This window comes from Pseudomonadota bacterium (assembly GCA_016927275.1).
Taxonomy (GTDB): Bacteria; UBA10199; UBA10199; order 2-02-FULL-44-16; family JAAZCA01; genus JAFGMW01.
The window spans coordinates 1-15,425 of sequence record JAFGMW010000037.1 but is presented as its reverse complement, the minus strand read 5'-3'; the positions used below and the strand labels follow the sequence as shown (position 1 = coordinate 15,425).

General features: G+C 64.4%; 17 protein-coding genes. 11 read left to right on the top strand and 6 right to left on the bottom strand.

All coding sequences use genetic code 11. The features are described from left to right. Window positions 1-35 precede the first annotated feature (35 nt). Window positions 36-1,310: a chorismate-binding protein gene (locus JXA24_02565; GenBank protein MBN1282641.1), complete on the top strand. Its 1,275-nt coding sequence runs from the start codon at window positions 36-38 to the stop codon at window positions 1,308-1,310. Here JXA24_02565 and JXA24_02560 read toward each other — a convergent pair. Continuing rightward, window positions 1,282-1,665, bottom strand: coding sequence for a hypothetical protein (locus JXA24_02560; GenBank protein ID MBN1282640.1), 384 nt, complete (start codon window positions 1,663-1,665; stop codon window positions 1,282-1,284). The two genes, JXA24_02565 and JXA24_02560, sit on opposite strands and share 29 nt — an antisense overlap. Before the next feature lie 285 nt (window positions 1,666-1,950). On the opposite strand from JXA24_02560, the gene JXA24_02555 reads away from it, so the two are divergent. Continuing rightward, window positions 1,951-4,041 carry a HEAT repeat domain-containing protein gene (locus JXA24_02555; protein MBN1282639.1) on the top strand — a complete coding sequence of 697 codons (2,091 nt, stop codon included), beginning with the start codon at window positions 1,951-1,953 and terminating at the stop codon, window positions 4,039-4,041. Here JXA24_02555 and thiD read toward each other — a convergent pair whose 3' ends face one another. The 3 genes from thiD to JXA24_02540 form a co-directional block, all read right to left on the bottom strand. Beyond that, window positions 4,042-4,815: a bifunctional hydroxymethylpyrimidine kinase/phosphomethylpyrimidine kinase gene (gene thiD, locus JXA24_02550; GenBank protein MBN1282638.1), complete on the bottom strand. Its 774-nt coding sequence runs from the start codon at window positions 4,813-4,815 to the stop codon at window positions 4,042-4,044. A gap of 133 nt (window positions 4,816-4,948) precedes the next feature. Then, window positions 4,949-5,605: a thiamine phosphate synthase gene (gene thiE / locus JXA24_02545; protein MBN1282637.1), complete on the bottom strand. Its 657-nt coding sequence runs from the start codon at window positions 5,603-5,605 to the stop codon at window positions 4,949-4,951. Next, on the bottom strand, window positions 5,602-6,261 hold the full coding sequence (locus tag JXA24_02540; protein ID MBN1282636.1) for a hypothetical protein: 660 nt from the start codon (window positions 6,259-6,261) through the stop codon (window positions 5,602-5,604). The genes thiE and JXA24_02540 overlap by 4 nt, the downstream gene beginning before the upstream one ends. Here JXA24_02540 and JXA24_02535 point away from each other — a divergent pair. From JXA24_02535 to JXA24_02510, 6 genes are all read left to right on the top strand, one after another. After that, complete coding sequence (locus JXA24_02535; protein MBN1282635.1) at window positions 6,197-7,651, top strand: radical SAM protein; 1,455 nt, start codon at window positions 6,197-6,199, stop codon at window positions 7,649-7,651. The genes JXA24_02540 and JXA24_02535 overlap by 65 nt on opposite strands. Before the next feature lie 39 nt (window positions 7,652-7,690). Continuing rightward, window positions 7,691-9,556 carry an alkaline phosphatase family protein gene (locus JXA24_02530; GenBank protein ID MBN1282634.1) on the top strand — a complete coding sequence of 622 codons (1,866 nt, stop codon included), beginning with the start codon at window positions 7,691-7,693 and terminating at the stop codon, window positions 9,554-9,556. Continuing rightward, window positions 9,553-9,993, top strand: a complete 441-nt coding sequence (locus JXA24_02525; GenBank protein MBN1282633.1) for a hypothetical protein — start codon at window positions 9,553-9,555, stop codon at window positions 9,991-9,993. Before JXA24_02530 ends, JXA24_02525 begins: the two co-directional genes overlap by 4 nt. A 430-nt stretch (window positions 9,994-10,423) precedes the next feature. After that, complete coding sequence (locus JXA24_02520; GenBank protein ID MBN1282632.1) at window positions 10,424-10,816, top strand: hypothetical protein; 393 nt, start codon at window positions 10,424-10,426, stop codon at window positions 10,814-10,816. After that, window positions 10,789-11,238 (top strand): polyhydroxyalkanoate synthesis regulator DNA-binding domain-containing protein, encoded by a 450-nt coding sequence (locus tag JXA24_02515; GenBank protein ID MBN1282631.1) that lies wholly within the window; start codon window positions 10,789-10,791, stop codon window positions 11,236-11,238. Before JXA24_02520 ends, JXA24_02515 begins: the two co-directional genes overlap by 28 nt. Beyond that, on the top strand, window positions 11,235-11,975 hold the full coding sequence (locus tag JXA24_02510) for a hypothetical protein (protein MBN1282630.1): 741 nt from the start codon (window positions 11,235-11,237) through the stop codon (window positions 11,973-11,975). Before JXA24_02515 ends, JXA24_02510 begins: the two co-directional genes overlap by 4 nt. Here JXA24_02510 and JXA24_02505 read toward each other — a convergent pair. Continuing rightward, the gene (locus JXA24_02505; GenBank protein MBN1282629.1) at window positions 11,972-12,295 is read right to left on the bottom strand and encodes a PilZ domain-containing protein; all 324 of its coding nucleotides are present in this window, start codon (window positions 12,293-12,295) and stop codon (window positions 11,972-11,974) included. The two genes, JXA24_02510 and JXA24_02505, sit on opposite strands and share 4 nt — an antisense overlap. Further along, window positions 12,292-12,684 (bottom strand): hypothetical protein, encoded by a 393-nt coding sequence (locus tag JXA24_02500; protein MBN1282628.1) that lies wholly within the window; start codon window positions 12,682-12,684, stop codon window positions 12,292-12,294. The genes JXA24_02505 and JXA24_02500 overlap by 4 nt, the downstream gene beginning before the upstream one ends. 213 nt (window positions 12,685-12,897) lie before the next feature. Between JXA24_02500 and pal the strand changes: the two genes are divergently transcribed. The 3 genes from pal to tsaD all read left to right on the top strand — a co-directional run bounded on the left by pal (window position 12,898) and on the right by tsaD (window position 15,313). Next, entirely contained in the window at window positions 12,898-13,320 is a 423-nt protein-coding gene (pal, locus tag JXA24_02495) for a peptidoglycan-associated lipoprotein Pal (GenBank protein ID MBN1282627.1), read from the top strand. A gap of 81 nt (window positions 13,321-13,401) precedes the next feature. Continuing rightward, entirely contained in the window at window positions 13,402-14,295 is an 894-nt protein-coding gene (ybgF, locus tag JXA24_02490; GenBank protein MBN1282626.1) for a tol-pal system protein YbgF, read from the top strand. A 4-nt stretch (window positions 14,296-14,299) separates the two neighbouring features. After that, the gene (gene tsaD, locus JXA24_02485; protein MBN1282625.1) at window positions 14,300-15,313 is read left to right on the top strand and encodes a tRNA (adenosine(37)-N6)-threonylcarbamoyltransferase complex transferase subunit TsaD; all 1,014 of its coding nucleotides are present in this window, start codon (window positions 14,300-14,302) and stop codon (window positions 15,311-15,313) included. The last annotated feature ends 112 nt before the right edge of the window (window positions 15,314-15,425 follow it).

The following is a 15,425-nucleotide window of genomic DNA, read 5'->3' as shown; positions in this document are numbered from 1 at the left end:
TTCGCCCCGTGTGGTCTACTCGAATCATGGTACAGATGCCGATGGTCCTGCCCCTGGACGGCGTCTCGTTCGAGCGAGCGGCGAGCGCGCTCGCCGGCATGCCGGGGTTCTTCTGCATCGACGCGAGGAGATCCCACCCTTCCCAGGGTCGATTCTCAATAGTCTCCGCCCTCCCGTCGAACACGTTCTCCATGGCGGGCGCGTTCATCACCGTGGACGGCCACACCACGATAGACAGCCCCCGCGAGGCCCTCTCGCGATTCGCCGGCCTCGCGGCCGCCATGCCCTGCGACCCGTATCTTCCGTTCAGCGGCGGGATCGCCGGCTACATAGGTTTCGAGGGGGCGCGGGCGATCAGGGGCCTCGATCCCGCGCGGGGCTTCTCGAGGCATTCGCAGTGCCGGCTCGGCCTCTATGCCGCAGCCATGATCTTCGATCACTCCGAGGGGACGGCCGGCCTCGTGCTGGGCGGCGAGAGCCGGTCCGAGGCGCAGGGGAAAGCCGACGCCTTCCTCGAGGCGCTCGAGTTGCGCACCGCTTCGGCTGCGCCGCACGCGCCCCGGCCGACAGAGGACATGGGGCTCAGGCTCTCCCCGGACGAACGCTCGCTCCGCAGGATACTCAACGACGCCCGCCACTGGCTCCGCTCCGAGGCGTTGAACCACGTGCACATCGTGCGCCACGGGCAGCGCCCTCTTGCCGAGGACGAGGCGCTGCGCATCTTCCTCGACCGCCCCGAGGCCCAAGCCGTGCGGGCCTTTTTCACGCACGAGGGATCGTCCTACATGGTCTCATCGTGGGACTCGCTCCTCTCCATCGATGGGAGGGCGCTGAAATCGACCCTGGCTTCGAGCCCGGACGCCGATTCGAGCCCTAGGGTGCGCCGCCTTGTGATTGAGGAGATCGAGAGGCAGATCCGGCGCCTGTGCGAGGCGCCGATGCACATGCGCTCCGCGACCGGATCGACTCCGGACCGCACCGTATTTGAAGGGACGCTATCGCGGGAGGTCTCCCCGGTGGACGCGCTGGCCGGCCTGATCCCCTCCAACTGCCTGACCGGCGCGCCGCACGATCGCGCGCTTGAATTCATCGACTCCAGCGAGGACATCCACCGCAGCCTCTACGGCGGCGCCTTCGGCACCATGGACCCGCTGAGGACCCGCTTCTTCACGGTCCAGGGGATCGCCACCGCTGCGGACGGAACGCTGGGCACCACGGTGGGGGTCGACCTCACCGAGGATTCGGACGAGGACTCTGTCGTGGGGCAGTTCGACGCCCTTATCAGCCGGGCTCATCTTCAAACGGATTGAATCTCTCGAACCCTTCCAGGCCTTCCATGGAATCCAGCGCGCCTGCGAACACGGCGGCCGCGCTCCGGATCATGACGGCGTCCTCGCGGGAGCCGCACTCCGAGGGCCGGGGATTGAGCGCCTCGTCGAGCCTGTAGTAGCGCATCTCGCCGTCCGGGCGGCTCACCATGGCCTCCGCGAGGCCGTCCGCCCCGCGGTGGATGATCACCTCCGAGCCTCCGTCAGGGACCGACAGGGTCATGTCGACAGCCTCCGGCCCCACCGATACGGTGAGCTCACCTCCGGCCAGATGCCTGTGCATGACCACGGTGGTGTCGGTGTCGCCGACCTCCCTCCTTATGCTCTCTATCTTCATCCCCCCTCCTTCCGATTTCACTAAGGCCATTATCAAGCAATATGCGTGCCAGCGAAAACAGGCCTGCTCGGGCGATATAAGGGAATGGATTGCCCTTGCCCCTTTCTTTTTGATAATCGCGTCAGGGCTCTGACACATGCGGCATAAATTATTTCGTCTTTTCATGATATTGAATAATATCAATTAGTTGTATTGTGCGAAATTGGCCGTTTATCATAGCAACTTATATTGCCAAATGGCGATAAGGTGTTACAGGCAGTGCGTGCAGGGAATAGAGGAGAGACGATGGCCGGTCCGGGCAAGGTCGCGACAAACGACTACCAGATAGCGCTCGCCAGAAAGGTCATGGAGGCAAACGCGACCGGCGAGGGCATAAGCGATGAGGAATGCGCGGACCTTGAAAAGGGGGTCCTCCCTGACGTGTACGTCTCAAAGGGGCAGTGCTCGGCGCTGAGGGGCGCGCTGGGCAAGGGCCTCTCAGCGATAGTCACGCCCGAGGAGAATGGCAGGCTCAAGGCCATGGGGTTGGCCGATTACTTTCGCGCGACATTGGCCGGGCCCGACGGGATGAGCGCCTTCCGCGTCCGTCGAGCAAACGTGGCTGAGATGGCCTCCTTTTTTTCGGACATCGACGCGATCAGGGAGCTGGGCGAGATGGGGGCCGAGGCCAGGGACGAGGCCGGCCAGGTGGTCAAGATACTGCTTGATCTGATAGACCGAAGCTACAAGGAGACCAAGCTCGAATGCATCGATTCCCTGGGCAGGATCTTCGCAAAAGACAAGGAGACCCTTCGCAAGCTAGGCGCCCTGAAGAGGGGAAAGGACCCTGACGTAAAGGCCGCGGCGATCCTGGCGCTCAAGAGGATAGAGGCTGGCGAGGTCGAATCGACCCCTGCCCAGCCCCCGACCCCCGCCCCGGCTCAACCAAAGCCCTCGGCGGCGCAGGACCCGCTGGGCGACCACGGCGTGCCCGCTCTCCTCTCTGCCCTCTCGCATTCGGACCAGGGCGTGAGGCTCTCCGCGCGCAGCGAGCTCAGCCTGATGAAATCGGGCCGTCTTGAAAAGGAGCTGCTGCGCTGCCTTGCGCATCACGACCCGTCGGTGCGAGCGAAAGCTGCCGAAGAACTGGGCAGGGCGATGACCGGCGACAAAAAAGCCCGGAAAAAGCTCCTCGGCCTGCTCGACGACGATTCGCCCAAGGTGAGGATCGCGGCCGCCAAGGCGCTGGGCAGAGTCGGAGAATCGGCCTCTGCAGTCAAAATCGCCCGAATGATATTTTCGGACCCTGATCTGGGCACGAGAATCGAGGCGACGGGGGCCCTCATCGCGCTGGGGCCCAAGGCGAAGGATGCGGTCCCGCTGCTCGTCGACATATTCGTCACACGGGGCGCGTCGGAGGCAAGGAACGCGGCTTTCCTCCTGGGAAAGATGGGGGCCGTGAGCGCGCCTGCAGTGCCTGCCCTTGTCGGGCGCCTGGAAGACCCCGATAAACAGCTCGTCAACAGCGCCCAGAGTGCGCTGCGCAACATAGGGGCACCTCATCCCGACCAGGCCGAGGATCTCGTGGCTCTTCTGGAACATGCAGGTTTTGCGGTCAGGCTCGGCGCAGTCGATGCGCTTCTCAAGATGGGGGAGAAAGCCCAGGTCGCGGTTCCATCCCTCGCCGCAAAGGCAAGCGGCGGGAACCGCGACGCCAGGGCGGCCGCTGTCTTCCTGCTGGGAAAGATGGGAAAGGCGGCGGCCTCTTCCTTGCCGGCCCTCTCCCGGATCGTCAACGGGAAGGGCGAATACAAGGAGCGAAAGGCCGCATGGGACGCGATAAAGAAGATAGACCCCTCATCGGACATCCCGGCGCCTCTGAATGAGACTCGCCCCGCTGTCAAACCGCCCCCCACGCCCGACTCCGCAAAAACCGGATTGTCGAAGGAGGAGGCCGACGAGATGCTCAGTCTCTTGAACCAGGCCCGCTCCGAGGGGAGACGATGCGGAGACGAGGGATACTTCCGGGCCGCTCCGGCCGTAGCCTGGAACGAAACTCTGGCGAAGGCGGCGCTGGAGCACTCCGTCGATATGGCAACCAAGGTCTACTGGGATCATAAGGGGAAAGACGGGAGGAGAGTATCGGACCGGGTCACGGCGGCCGGATACCGATGGAGGCACGTGGGCGAGAACATCGCGCTGGGCCAGACCTCGGTCCAGAACGCGGTGGAGGCTTGGCTCAAGAGCCCGCCCCATTGCAAGAACATCATGACACCGGAATTCAAGGAAATCGGTGCGGCTTACTTCTACGGGACCGATGTGCCTCAGGATATTAAAGACAATATCGGATATCATAACCCGATATACTGGACAATCGTGTTCGGCAGGAAGGAGTGATCAGCCGGCCGCCTTCTCGATGTACCACGCCATATACTCCTTTGCGCGGCTGACCGCGGCGGAGACGCTCTCGCCCCTGGCGAGGTGCGAGGCGATCGCCGAGGCGAATCGGCAGCCGGTGCCCCTCGGAGATTTCCCCTCTATGCGCTGGGCGGAGAACGAGTGGTACTTCTCCCCGTCGAACAGCACGTCAACCGCGTCCCCCGAGAGATGCCCACCCTTCACTATCACGGCCAGCGGCTTGACGATCCTGTCGCGCATCTTCATCACGTCGCGGTGGATCGTCTCCGCAGCCCTGCGCATGGTGTCCAGGCCGGCCACCTGCATCCCGGCGAGGGCCGATGCTTCCGGGATGTTGGGCGTTATCACGGTGGCCAGCGGCATGAGCTGCTGGCGGAACAGCGGGAGCGCGTCCGCGTCGAGCAGCGAAGCGCCGGACGAGGAGTGGAGCACCGGATCGAGCACGATGTTGTCGGCATCCACGCCCCTGAGGAACCAGGCGATCGCGCGCACGTTCGACTTGGTCGCGACCATCCCGATCTTGATCGCCGCGATATCGCGGCCGGCGCACGCGGTGGCCAGCTGCTGAGTGAGCACGTCCGCGGGGGTCGGGTGGATGGAGAGCACCCTCTCCTCGTCCTGGGCGGTGATGGCGGTGATCGCGGAGATGGCGTCGATCCCCATGTCGGCCAGGGTGCGCAGATCGGCCTGGACGCCGGCGCCGCCAGATGGGTCCGAGCCTCCTATTGCAAGTACTGTGCGCTTACCGCTCATAATCTTTCCGAGAGGGTCGTGGCACTCTCTGTAAAACCGACACCCTTCGCCCCCCTAAGTTGTATGCCTCATTCTCGGCGACGCGAGCCAGAATTTGAGGCCCCTTTTTACAGCGTCATCGGAAAAAGGGTCCTCAAATTGTGGCGGGAGGAGCCGCACGAATCTTTCGGACAAACCATCTCGTTTCAGCGGCCACGTCGGCCGCGTTCGCGAGCGCGCCGATCATCGCGACCGAGGCGACGCCGGTCGAGAGGACGTCGTCGACGTTCGCGCGGCCGATCCCGCCTATGGCGACCACCGGCGCGCCGGCCGACTGCACGAGCTCCCTGAGCCGGCCCGTGCCCTGCACCGGGTGGCCCGGGCCCTTTGTCGCCGTGGGGTAGATCGCGCCGAAGGCCATGTAGTCGGCGCCTGCCGCTGCCGCCGCAATCGCCTCATCCTTCGAGTGGGAGGAGTAGCCGACCGTGAGATCGGGCGCGCGTCTTTTTATCGACTCCACCGGCTCGTCGTTCTCCCCCACGTGCACGCCGTCGGCGCCGATCTCCAGCGCGAGGTCCACATGGTCGTTCACGATGAACGTGAAATCATACTCAGCCTTCAGTTTCATGATCTCTACAGCAACCGCCTTCATCATCCGGGTCCCGGCATCCTTCATCCTCAGCTGCACAATCCCGCATCCGCCCTCGAGGAACGAGCGCGCCAGCGCGGGCAGCGATGCGGCCGGACGTGAGGAGCTGTCCGCGATCGCGTAGAGCCCTTTGATCCTGCAATTCGTGACCGCCATCGTCATCCTATGCCCAGGTCCCTCATCTTCTTCCGCAGGGTATTCCGGTTGATCCCAAGGGCGCGGGCCGCCTTGAGCTGGTTGCCGCCCGCCCACGCGAGGCAGCGCTGGATGAGCGGCCTCTCGACCTGCTCGATCACCGCGCTGTGGACCGAGCTCACGTCGTGGCCGCCGAGCCTCTCAAAGAAATGGGCGACCTTGTGTCCCACGACGTGCTCGAGCGAGAGCTGCTCGAACGCGGCTTTGGCGTACGCCTCGTGGTCGCGGGCGCAGCGCGGCGGGAAATGTCCCGCCTCGACCGTGCCGTTCGACGCCGCGAGCGCTGCGTAGTAGACCGCCCGGCGCATCTCCTGCGGATCGTCCCCCCAGCGCCTCCTCGCGACCCAGTCCTTGCCGCTCTTGCCCAGGACCTTCCTGCCTAGGGACAGCCGCTCGCAGCACTCCGCGAGGAGCTCCTGGGCCCTCTTCACCGCCTCGCGCCTGTGGATCCATTCCATGACCGCCATGGGAGGCAACCCATAGTAGGGCCCCTGCGGCATTGCAAGGCCGATTCTGATGTGCTTCAAAGCCCTCATGGCATGGCGGGCAAAGGAAAAGATGCGGGGCCTCGCCTCGCGCGAGGTGGGGGCCCTGAAAAAGGATTGGGGCGGCAAGGCATCCATCGCGCTCGTATTTCCCAACACCTACCGCGTGGGCATGGGGAACCTCGCGGTCCACTCCATCTACTCGATCCTCAACGCGAGGTCCGCCGTCGTGTGCGAGCGGGCCTTCATGCCGCATCCCTCCGAGCTCCGGGAGCACATCCTCTCGCGCACCCCCGTGCTCTCCGTCGAGTCGCAGAGGCCGCTGGCGGAGTTCGACGTCGTGGCGCTGAGCCTCTCGTTTGAAAACGATTACCTGAACCTGCCGGAGATCTTCGGCCTCTCGAAGATACCCCTGCGCGCCGCGGACCGCAGGCCGGATCAGCCGCTCGTGATCGCAGGGGGCGCGGCCCCCACCCTCAACCCCCTGCCGCTGGCCCTGGTCGCCGACGCGATACTCCCGGGCGAGTTCGAGGCGTTCGCGGACAGGGTGGCGCCGATACTGGAGGAGGGGCTGCCGGGGCGCGAGGCGCTCGTCGAGCTGGGCAAGGTGCCCGGGGTGATCGTGGGGGCCCCAGGCGCCCCTGCGGAGAGGATGCGCGCAGGGGACCTCGATTCTTTCAAGACCCAGACCGCGATCTACTCGAGGGAGGCGGAGTTCGGCGACATGCATCTCATCGAAGTGGAGCGCGGCTGCCGGCACAGATGCCGCTTCTGCGCTACGCCCGCGATCTACGGGGAGCCCAGGCGGCGGAGCGCATCCGCGGTGCTCCGCATGGTGGATGAGGGGCTCGCACACCGCAGGAAGTTCGGGCTGATCGGGGCCGACATCCTCTCCCACCCCGATTTCGAGGAGATCGCGGAGGGGATCCTCGATCGCGGGGGGTCGTTCTCTCCGTCTTCGGTGCGCGTCGACGCGATGGACGCGCGCAAGGCAGAGCTGCTCCGCAGGGCGGGCCACCGCTCGCTCGCGCTCGGCATCGAGGCGGGGAGCGAAGCGCTGCGCCGCACGCTCGGCAAGGGGCTCTCCGACCGCCGCATACTCGAGTCTGTCGAGGCGCTGGCGGTGTGCGGGATCACGAGGCTGAGGCTCTATTTCATGACAGGGCTCCCCGGCGAAACCGACGCGGACGTGGCGGCCATCGCGTCGATTGCTCTCAGGATTCGCGATCTGATGCGCGCCGCCGCCCCCCGCTCGAGCAGGGCTACCGCGGTCGATCTCACCGTCACCCCGTTCGTGCCCAAACCGGACACCCCGTTCGCCGGCAGGCCGTTCGCAGGCGAGGCGGAGATCAAGCGCAGGTTCCGCGCTCTCAAGGCGACGCTCTCCCGGGAACCGGGGGTCGCGATGCGCACCGACTCCGCCCTCCAGGCCGCGATCGAGCACAGGCTCGCCAACTCGGGCCCCGAGGCAGTTCGGTTCCTGGAGGAATCGAGGGAAAGATCGGCCCGGGCCGCCATGCGGGGCTGATTGACTGCCGACCACCCCGATGCTAGTGCTGCACCTCCCATGAAGAGGTCTCTGTCCACAGCTGCAATCGCGCTGGCCCTCGCCCTCACGGCGGCAGCGACCCCCGCATCGGCGGCGGGCCGCGCCGGGATCAACGATGTCTACGCGATACACTTCGTCGTGGACGGTACCAACCTCAAAGCTTTCGAGCGGGCCGTGAACGAGGGCAGGCTCCCCACCGTGAAAAAGACATTTTACGACGGCGGAGCGGTGTTCACGCACGGGCTGTCATTGTTTCCCACCACCTCGACCACGGTCTATCAGTCATATGTCACCGGTCTCCTCCCGGGACACGCGGGCATCCCGCACCTGGAGCGCATGGACCGGCAGACGGAAGATGTGATCGGCTATTTGACCGTTTCCGGGTTCGACCGGATAAACAGCGACCTCATAAACCTGAGGGCGCTCACGAACCCAGAGGTCGCCGAGCTCCAGCCGCAGACCACGATCTTCGAGCTTCTGGCCGGCCATCCCACCGAGGTGATCTACTCCTCGTTCTCGCGCGGGGCGACCGGGCGCCACCCGAAGAGGGCGCCGGTGCGCGCGCTGTGGTCCACCTACGTCTCGGACGACGTGGAGAACGTGGACTTTCTCGCCATGAAGCGGGTGATGAAGATCTTCCGAAGACCTCTGAAAAAGATCCCCCGCTACACGATGGTCGGCCTCTACTCGTCGGACATCATGGGCCACAGGCACGGCCCCCACAGCGAAGAGGTGCAACAGGTGCTCAGGCAGTTCGACGTGTTCCTCAGGGACTTCCTGAGGCTCATCGAGAGACGCGGGATAGCGGAGAGGACCTACATCGTGGTCTCGGCGGACCACGGCATGCACGAGTCGGGCGAGCTCTTCGACCTCAACGGCGCGCTGGCGCGCGCGGGCTTCACGATGAAGACCCCTGAGTCGCGCAGGGGGAGATACGGGATCTATGCGGCCAGCCGCGGCGTCGCCTCCTCGCACATCTATGTAAGGCACGACAGGGGATTCGAGCCGATCACAGACCCCGAAATCCCGAGGCACATGAAGGGCCGGGATGGCTCCGAGATAGATCTGATAAAGGTCCTGCAGGGGCTCGACGCGACCGAGTTAGTGGCGGTGAGGGCCGGCGAGCGGAAGGCGCGCATCTTCGACAGCGAAGGCGCCTCTGCGGAACTCTCCTGCTTCACCATCGCAGGCGAGGACTACTGCAGCTACAGGCCGCGCGGGGGCGATCCTCTCGGCTACTCGACCTCCCCGGCCACGAAGCGGCTCGCCGACGGCAGGCCCCACTCGGCGGAGGCCTGGAAGCACGCCTCGAGCGGGGAGCGGTACCCCGACGCGGTGATCGGCCTCTCGCAGATCTTCCGCGACGGCCGCGCCGGCGACATATTCATCACTACCAAGGGCAGATACGGATTCAGAAAGGTCAAGGAGGGCAACCACGGCGGGCTCATGGAAGAAGACATGCGCACGCCTTTCATGATATCGGGGCCTACCGTGCCGAAGGGGAGATTCCACACGGCGAGGCCCGTTGACCTCTATCCCCTCACGCTTGAGTGGTTCGGTCTCGACGTACCTGAAAAGAATTACGACGGCACGGACCCGTTCAGGCCGCATGAGAAAGAGGATGCCAGGATAGAGAGGCTGGCGGCAGCGGAGCAGCTCATGGAGGAACGCGGACGCGCAGGCGTCAGCGGGGATCTCAAACCCCTGGCAAGGCAGGAGGCCGCAAAAAGAATGCAGCTCGTCGAGAGGCTCACAGCGCTGCTCAGCGACATGAAGAGGGGCGATAGAAAAAGCCCCTATGCGGCGGACCACATCGCGATCGTGGAGAGGGCGCTGGCATGGGCGCGCGGCGCGCACGAGAGGATGGAGAGGCTGGCAAGATGATAAGGTTCTTCTTCAACAGGTTCAGCAAGGCGGTGATGGCGGCGGAGGCGGCAGGGGTCGCGCTGTTTGCCGCGGGCGCCGTGAGGCTCTTCATGCGCGGGATCGGCGTCGCAGGCGCCATCCTCCCGGCCATCTGTCTTTTCCTCTACGCATTCATCAGGCTCTGCGCCTCGATTCGCTGGTACAGGGACGCTCCGAGATACTCAGGCATAGAGCTGCAGTTCAAGAAGGCGATGGTGCCGACCGGCTACGCCATGTCGATCCTGGGGCTTTGGCTCTCCACGGCCCCGTCCGTCGCCCCCCTCGTCCTGCTCCTCATCGTCCTGGCGGTGGTCGCGCACGTGAATGTGATACTGATCTATTTCCATTTCAGGGACCGGGACCCCACACCGGTGAACTACTTCTCAAGAAGCCAAGAAGCTAAGATGCTCAGATAACACCTGGGCACCTCTAAAAACTCACTTTTCGGGTCCTGTCGCCGGCCACCCCCATTTTCGGCATCGGCTTATTAAGCTATGTATTACAGTCGTATCACCGAAAAGCCTGCTGGCGCAAAATGGGGGTCCCCCGTCCGGCACCACCCCAAAAGTGAGTTTTTAGAGGTGCCCACCTAAAGCCTCTCAGCTTCTCAGCCTCTGCTCTATTGACGCACCAAAGATCGCGGCAAGTTTATAACTACCTGATATATATAGCTATGACGATGATTAGGCTGGACAGGCATGACGCAGGCTGATAGGAGACGGGCATGCCATCGATCAGCGAATTCATGGCCGGGTTCGGCGCAGGGGAGCTCATCCTCACGCTCTTCATCCTGGCGTGCGTCGTCGTGGGCAGGGAACAGGGACGCATCTTCAAGAAGAGGTCGCGATGAAAAGGAAGGCACAAGGCGGCGTTGTCCACGGCCCCCGCAGGCGCCGGCCCGACGCGGACGAGACCAAGGCGCATGTCCTCGCCGCCGGGCGCGAGCTTCTGCTGGCGGCCCGGGGGGCGCTCGCGTTCTGCAGGGACTACGCGAAGGGCTCAGCATCCCAGCCGTCGCGCTCCCAGCTCATGATCTTCTTCGCCAAGGCGATGGACGTGGCCGATGAGCTCTCTAGGGGGCTCGCCAGCGCGACGCGAGTCCCGGGCGCCGCTAAGACCGTGGCAGGCCAGTTCTTCGACGCGGTCGGCCGCGAGATGAAGGAGCAGCAGGAGCAGGAGAAGAGGGAGAAGGCCGCGAAAAGGAGGCGCCCATGTCCCAGAGGCACCCGAAGATCATAAAGAGATACCAGAACCGCAAGCTCTACGACACCTCCGACTCCTGCTACGTGACCCTCGAGGACATAAGCGAGATGATAAAGCAGGGCGACGAGGTCCAGATCATCGACAACACCACGAAGGAGGACCTCACCGCGGTAACGCTCGCCCAGATCATCTTCGAGGAGCAGAAGAGGAAGACCAACGTGCTGCCGCTCGGGACGTTCCGCCAGATCATCCAGGGCGGGGGCGAGGCGCTCCGCGAGCTGGTCACCAGCGGCGCCAAGGAGTTCGGCAAGGTGCGCGAGTTCGTGGACGACAAGGTGATACCTGCGGTCAGCCGCATAAGCGAGCTCCCTCAGGTCCGCGAGGAGCTCGATTCCCTCAACAGGCGCATTGCCGCGATCGAACGCAAGCTCGCGGAGCGCGACCGAAGGCACAGATGAGGTTCGCAGCCGCTGCCATAGCCTCCCTGGCGCTGATGCTCACGACAACCGGGGCGGCGGACGCATATCTGCTCCCCCCCTACCGGATGAGCGACGCGCAATCGAACGCCCCCGCGGAAGAGACCTTCCGCGAATACGACGACATCATGGCCTCCGTCAGGCAGCATCTGCCGCTCGGGGTCGCCGATTCAAGGCGCAAGGACTACAAGAAGAGGCTGACGCCGAGACAGAGCGCAGCGGCCGACAGATTCCACGAGACAAAGGAAGCCTACGAATTCTGGGGCTACGTCATCGACCTCAAGGGGAAGCTGCTCGCCATGCACCCGCGGAGGGAGGACCCGGACGTCCGCGCAGAGGCGGACGGGTTCGCCAAGGCCGCGGTGCAGCGGATCTACGACATCTCGCAGGAGTACCAGATCCCCGTGAGCGCCCTGTTTCGGAACTGGGAGGTCAACAAGGGCAGGCGCAAGAAGGGGCACTGCTATCACTATGTGAACGACATCCGCAGGGAGCTGCGAAAGCGCCCGTGGCGGCACTTCGAGATGCGCTGGGGAGAGGCGTGGCCCGGGGGTATCCGCGAGAACAACGCGCTCATCATCGTGGCGGCAGGGCAGCCGTTCGAGACCGGGCTCGCCATCGACATATGGAGGAGCGCGGGCAGGCCGTTCTGGACGCCGGTCAAGGGCGACTTCTACCCCTGGCAGGACGCCGGCGACCTCGAGATCGAGGAAAATTAGCCCAGAAATTTCTGGATAGCCAAGCGCGATTTTTCCGGCAGGCCCACGAACCTTATCCCGACGCCAGCGGCCCCGCCCGCCGAGGCGCGCACGACCTCGCCGGTGGTCTCCATAAGCCTCACCTTCCCCGGGAGGGCGAAGGAGAGAAAGAGCATGGTGCCGACCTTCACCGGGATGTCCGACTCGAGGAAGAGCCCGCCCAGGCTTATGTCCCTGGAGTAGACGTAGAACAGCCCCTCGCCGAACTCGTCCTCGAAGACCACCCTGGTCCTGCACCGCTTCCTGGGGTGAAGCCTCTTCTCATGAGCGGGTCCGGTCATGGGTTCCCCCTCCCAAGGCAGGATTGGACCTCTCTCATGAGATCTTCCGGATGGAAAGGCCTCTCCACGACCGCGAGGCCGGTGATGCCCGAGAGCGCCTCAACGACCCTACGGTCGGCCCGGGACGGACCCGCGATGAGTATCTTGCGGATGCGCCTGAGGTCGGGCCTCGATTCCAGGGCCTCAACGAGCGCCTGCGCATCGTTGCCTATCGAGTTGGAGTTCAGCAGCATGAGATCGACCCTGGCGCCGCGCCTCACCTCGAGCAGCGCCTCTCCGGCGCGCTGCCTTATCATGAGGGAGAGCCCCGTCGGGGCCAGCAGGAGCCTGTAGAGATTGGCGGCGAGCCTGGATCGATCGGCTATCAGCACCGCAGGTGGCCTCTTCATAGATGCCGTATAACCCAGAGGACCCGCGCTGACAAGGCCGGCGGAGGAGGCCCGACCCGGCGGAAGACGAGGGCGGTCCCGGCGCATGGGTCAATTATATAAAAAAATAATGGCCCCTTGACTTTTGGGGGGGCTTCCCCTAACTTTCGAAAAAGCTGACGTGTTCATTTTACAACAAAATCACGAATTTAACCTTTTTAAGGAGGGGGAGATATGAAGAGATTTGCATTTTTGGTGGTCGCTCTGGTCTGCACCGCTCTGATCGCCGGCTGCGCCCAGAACCAGAAGAAGCCGGTCGCAAAGAAGGGCGGGCTGCAGAGGATCCACTTCGACTTCGACAAGTCGAACATCAAGCCTGAGTACGAGCCGGTCCTCAGGGACAACGCCCAGTGGATGCGCGACCATGCCAAGACCAACGTCACGATCGAGGGCAACTGCGACGAGCGCGGCTCCAACGAGTACAACATCGCCCTCGGCGACCGCCGCGCGAAGTCGGCGAAGAGGTACCTGACGAACCTCGGGGTCTCCGAGAGCAGGCTCTCGACCGTGAGCTACGGCGAGGAGCGCCCGATCTGCACCCAGAGCAACGAGAGCTGCTGGTGGCAGAACCGCCGCGACGACTTCACCGCGAAGTAAGCGTCGACAAGGCGAAAAAAACATGCAATGGGCACAGCGCGCTTCTCGCGGGAGGCGCGCTGTGTTTTTGAGGATATACATATGAAAAACGCACTCATCGCACTCCTCGTCGCGGCGGTTTCGCTGGCCTCGTCGTCCGCTGCCGCGGCCAAGGTCGAGGACAGGGTCACAGCGCTCGAGCACAAGGTCATCACCATGCAGAACACGAGGCTGGCCAACGACCAGGAGGTCGCCTCCTCCGTGGCCAGGCTCAACGCCATGCAGGACGACTTCGCAAGCCTCAAGGGCGATGTCGATGCGAACAAATATTTCATCAACTCCCGCTCCGACGAGCTGTCAAGGCAGATGCAGTCCCTCGAGAACAGGCTGCAGGCCATCGAGGACAGGCTGGCCCTCTTCTCCACCCAGCTCTCCAAGGCCCTCTCCAAGCTGGCGCCGGAGGTTGCCGGCGAGGGGGAGATGTACCAGAAGGGGCTGGACCTCGTCTCGACCGCCAACTACCTCGAGGCCGCATCCACCTTCAGCTCGTTCATGCAGAAGTACCCGAAGAGCAGCTTCGTGCCGAGCGCAATGTTCTGGATAGCGGACTGCTACTACTCGGCCGGCGATCACCGCAGGGCCATCAAGGAGTTCCAGGCCTTCGTGGAGAAATACAGCCGAAGCGACAAGGTGCCTGAGGCGATACTCAAGCAGGGCAACTCGTTCTACGCCCTGAACATGTACGACGAGTCGAGGGCGTTCTACGACAAGGTGCTGGCGTCGTACCCGAAGAGCGCCGCCGCCGCGCAGGCCAGGGAGCGCATCGACAGGATGCAGAGGCGCAAGACAGAAGCACAGGCGGCCCCTGCGGGCGCCTCGCTCGGCTCCTATCCGGAGCAGACCCTGGAGCAGAAGATGCGCAGGAACAGCGCTCCCCCCTCCGACCTCGCCCCGGAGAAGCAGAAGAGCTACAGAAAACCCCCGGGCGATTTCTGATCAGATGAGGATACTCGGCATAGAAAGCTCGTGCGACGAGACCGCCGCAGCGGTGGTGAGCGGCGGCCGGACGCTCTCGAGCCTCGTGGCCACGCAGCACGACGTGCACGAGCGCTACGGTGGCGTCGTGCCGGAGCTCGCGTCGAGGCGCCACATGGAGAACATCGTGCCGCTGATCCGCGGTGCACTCGACGGGGCCGACCTCTCGCTCGACGACATCGACGGCATCGCCGCCACCTTCGCCCCGGGGCTCGTCGGATCCCTCCTCGTGGGCCTCATGGCTGCGAAGTCGATCGCCTACTCGCGGGGGCTGCCGTTCGTCGGGGTGAACCACCTCGAGGGACACCTGTCCGCCGCGGCCCTCGAATACGGGCCCATACCGACGCCTCACGTCGGCCTCGTAGTTTCGGGCGGACACACGAGCCTCTACCTGGTGCGCGAGGGCTTCCAGGTCGGGCTGCTCGGCGCCACGCGCGACGACGCGGCCGGCGAGGCGTTCGACAAGGTGGCCAAGCTCCTGGGGCTGGGCTACCCGGGAGGGCCGGCGATCGAGCGCGCGGCGGAGAGCGGCGACCCAGCGGCCATCCGATTCACGAGGCCGAAGTTCGCGGACGACGATTCGATGGATTTCTCCTTCTCCGGCATCAAGACCGCCTGCCTCTTGAGGCACAGGAAGGAGGCGGCCGACGGCCGGGCCTCCGAACGGTTCGTGGCCGACATGGCCGCATCGTTCCAGGAGTCGGTGGCATCCATCCTCGTCGAACGCACGATCGAGGGGGCGCGCCGCTCGGGCGCGAAGGCGGCGGTGCTCTCGGGCGGCGTGGCGGCGAACAGAAGGTTGCGCGAGCTCTTCGCCGCGCGCTGCGACGGAGAGGGGATATCCCACTTCATCCCGCCGCACGAACTCTGCACCGACAACGCGGCGATGATCGCCTTCGTGGGCGAGCGCAAGCTCTCCGCCGGCATCCGCAGCGATTTCTCGCTCAACGCGGTTGCGAATATGGAGATAGGAGTGTAGTCCGCAGACGGGGAGCTTCGGCGTGCTCTTCTCGCTATCCCTCCTCGCCTCAGACGCCGGCTCGTCGGGGGCTTTCGTCGGCCGGATCATATAGGCTGCTGAATCCGGCCTC

What these genes read in the sequence shown, in the direction of transcription:
- JXA24_02500 (MBN1282628.1), bottom strand. Translation starts at nt 12,684, where the DNA reads ATGAAGAGGCCACCTGCGGTGCTGATAGCCGATCGATCCAGGCTCGCC.
- JXA24_02520 (MBN1282632.1), top strand. Translation starts at nt 10,424, where the DNA reads ATGAAAAGGAAGGCACAAGGCGGCGTTGTCCACGGCCCCCGCAGGCGC.
- JXA24_02505 (MBN1282629.1), bottom strand. Translation starts at nt 12,295, where the DNA reads ATGACCGGACCCGCTCATGAGAAGAGGCTTCACCCCAGGAAGCGGTGC.
- JXA24_02510 (MBN1282630.1), top strand. Translation starts at nt 11,235, where the DNA reads ATGAGGTTCGCAGCCGCTGCCATAGCCTCCCTGGCGCTGATGCTCACG.
- JXA24_02515 (MBN1282631.1), top strand. Translation starts at nt 10,789, where the DNA reads ATGTCCCAGAGGCACCCGAAGATCATAAAGAGATACCAGAACCGCAAG.
- JXA24_02530 (MBN1282634.1), top strand. Translation starts at nt 7,691, where the DNA reads ATGAAGAGGTCTCTGTCCACAGCTGCAATCGCGCTGGCCCTCGCCCTC.
- JXA24_02540 (MBN1282636.1), bottom strand. Translation starts at nt 6,261, where the DNA reads ATGGATGCCTTGCCGCCCCAATCCTTTTTCAGGGCCCCCACCTCGCGC.
- pal (MBN1282627.1), top strand. Translation starts at nt 12,898, where the DNA reads ATGAAGAGATTTGCATTTTTGGTGGTCGCTCTGGTCTGCACCGCTCTG.
- ybgF (MBN1282626.1), top strand. Translation starts at nt 13,402, where the DNA reads ATGAAAAACGCACTCATCGCACTCCTCGTCGCGGCGGTTTCGCTGGCC.
- JXA24_02555 (MBN1282639.1), top strand. Translation starts at nt 1,951, where the DNA reads ATGGCCGGTCCGGGCAAGGTCGCGACAAACGACTACCAGATAGCGCTC.
- JXA24_02535 (MBN1282635.1), top strand. Translation starts at nt 6,197, where the DNA reads ATGCGGGGCCTCGCCTCGCGCGAGGTGGGGGCCCTGAAAAAGGATTGG.
- JXA24_02560 (MBN1282640.1), bottom strand. Translation starts at nt 1,665, where the DNA reads ATGAAGATAGAGAGCATAAGGAGGGAGGTCGGCGACACCGACACCACC.
- thiE (MBN1282637.1), bottom strand. Translation starts at nt 5,605, where the DNA reads ATGACGATGGCGGTCACGAATTGCAGGATCAAAGGGCTCTACGCGATC.
- tsaD (MBN1282625.1), top strand. Translation starts at nt 14,300, where the DNA reads ATGAGGATACTCGGCATAGAAAGCTCGTGCGACGAGACCGCCGCAGCG.
- thiD (MBN1282638.1), bottom strand. Translation starts at nt 4,815, where the DNA reads ATGAGCGGTAAGCGCACAGTACTTGCAATAGGAGGCTCGGACCCATCT.
- JXA24_02565 (MBN1282641.1), top strand. Translation starts at nt 36, where the DNA reads ATGCCGATGGTCCTGCCCCTGGACGGCGTCTCGTTCGAGCGAGCGGCG.
- JXA24_02525 (MBN1282633.1), top strand. Translation starts at nt 9,553, where the DNA reads ATGATAAGGTTCTTCTTCAACAGGTTCAGCAAGGCGGTGATGGCGGCG.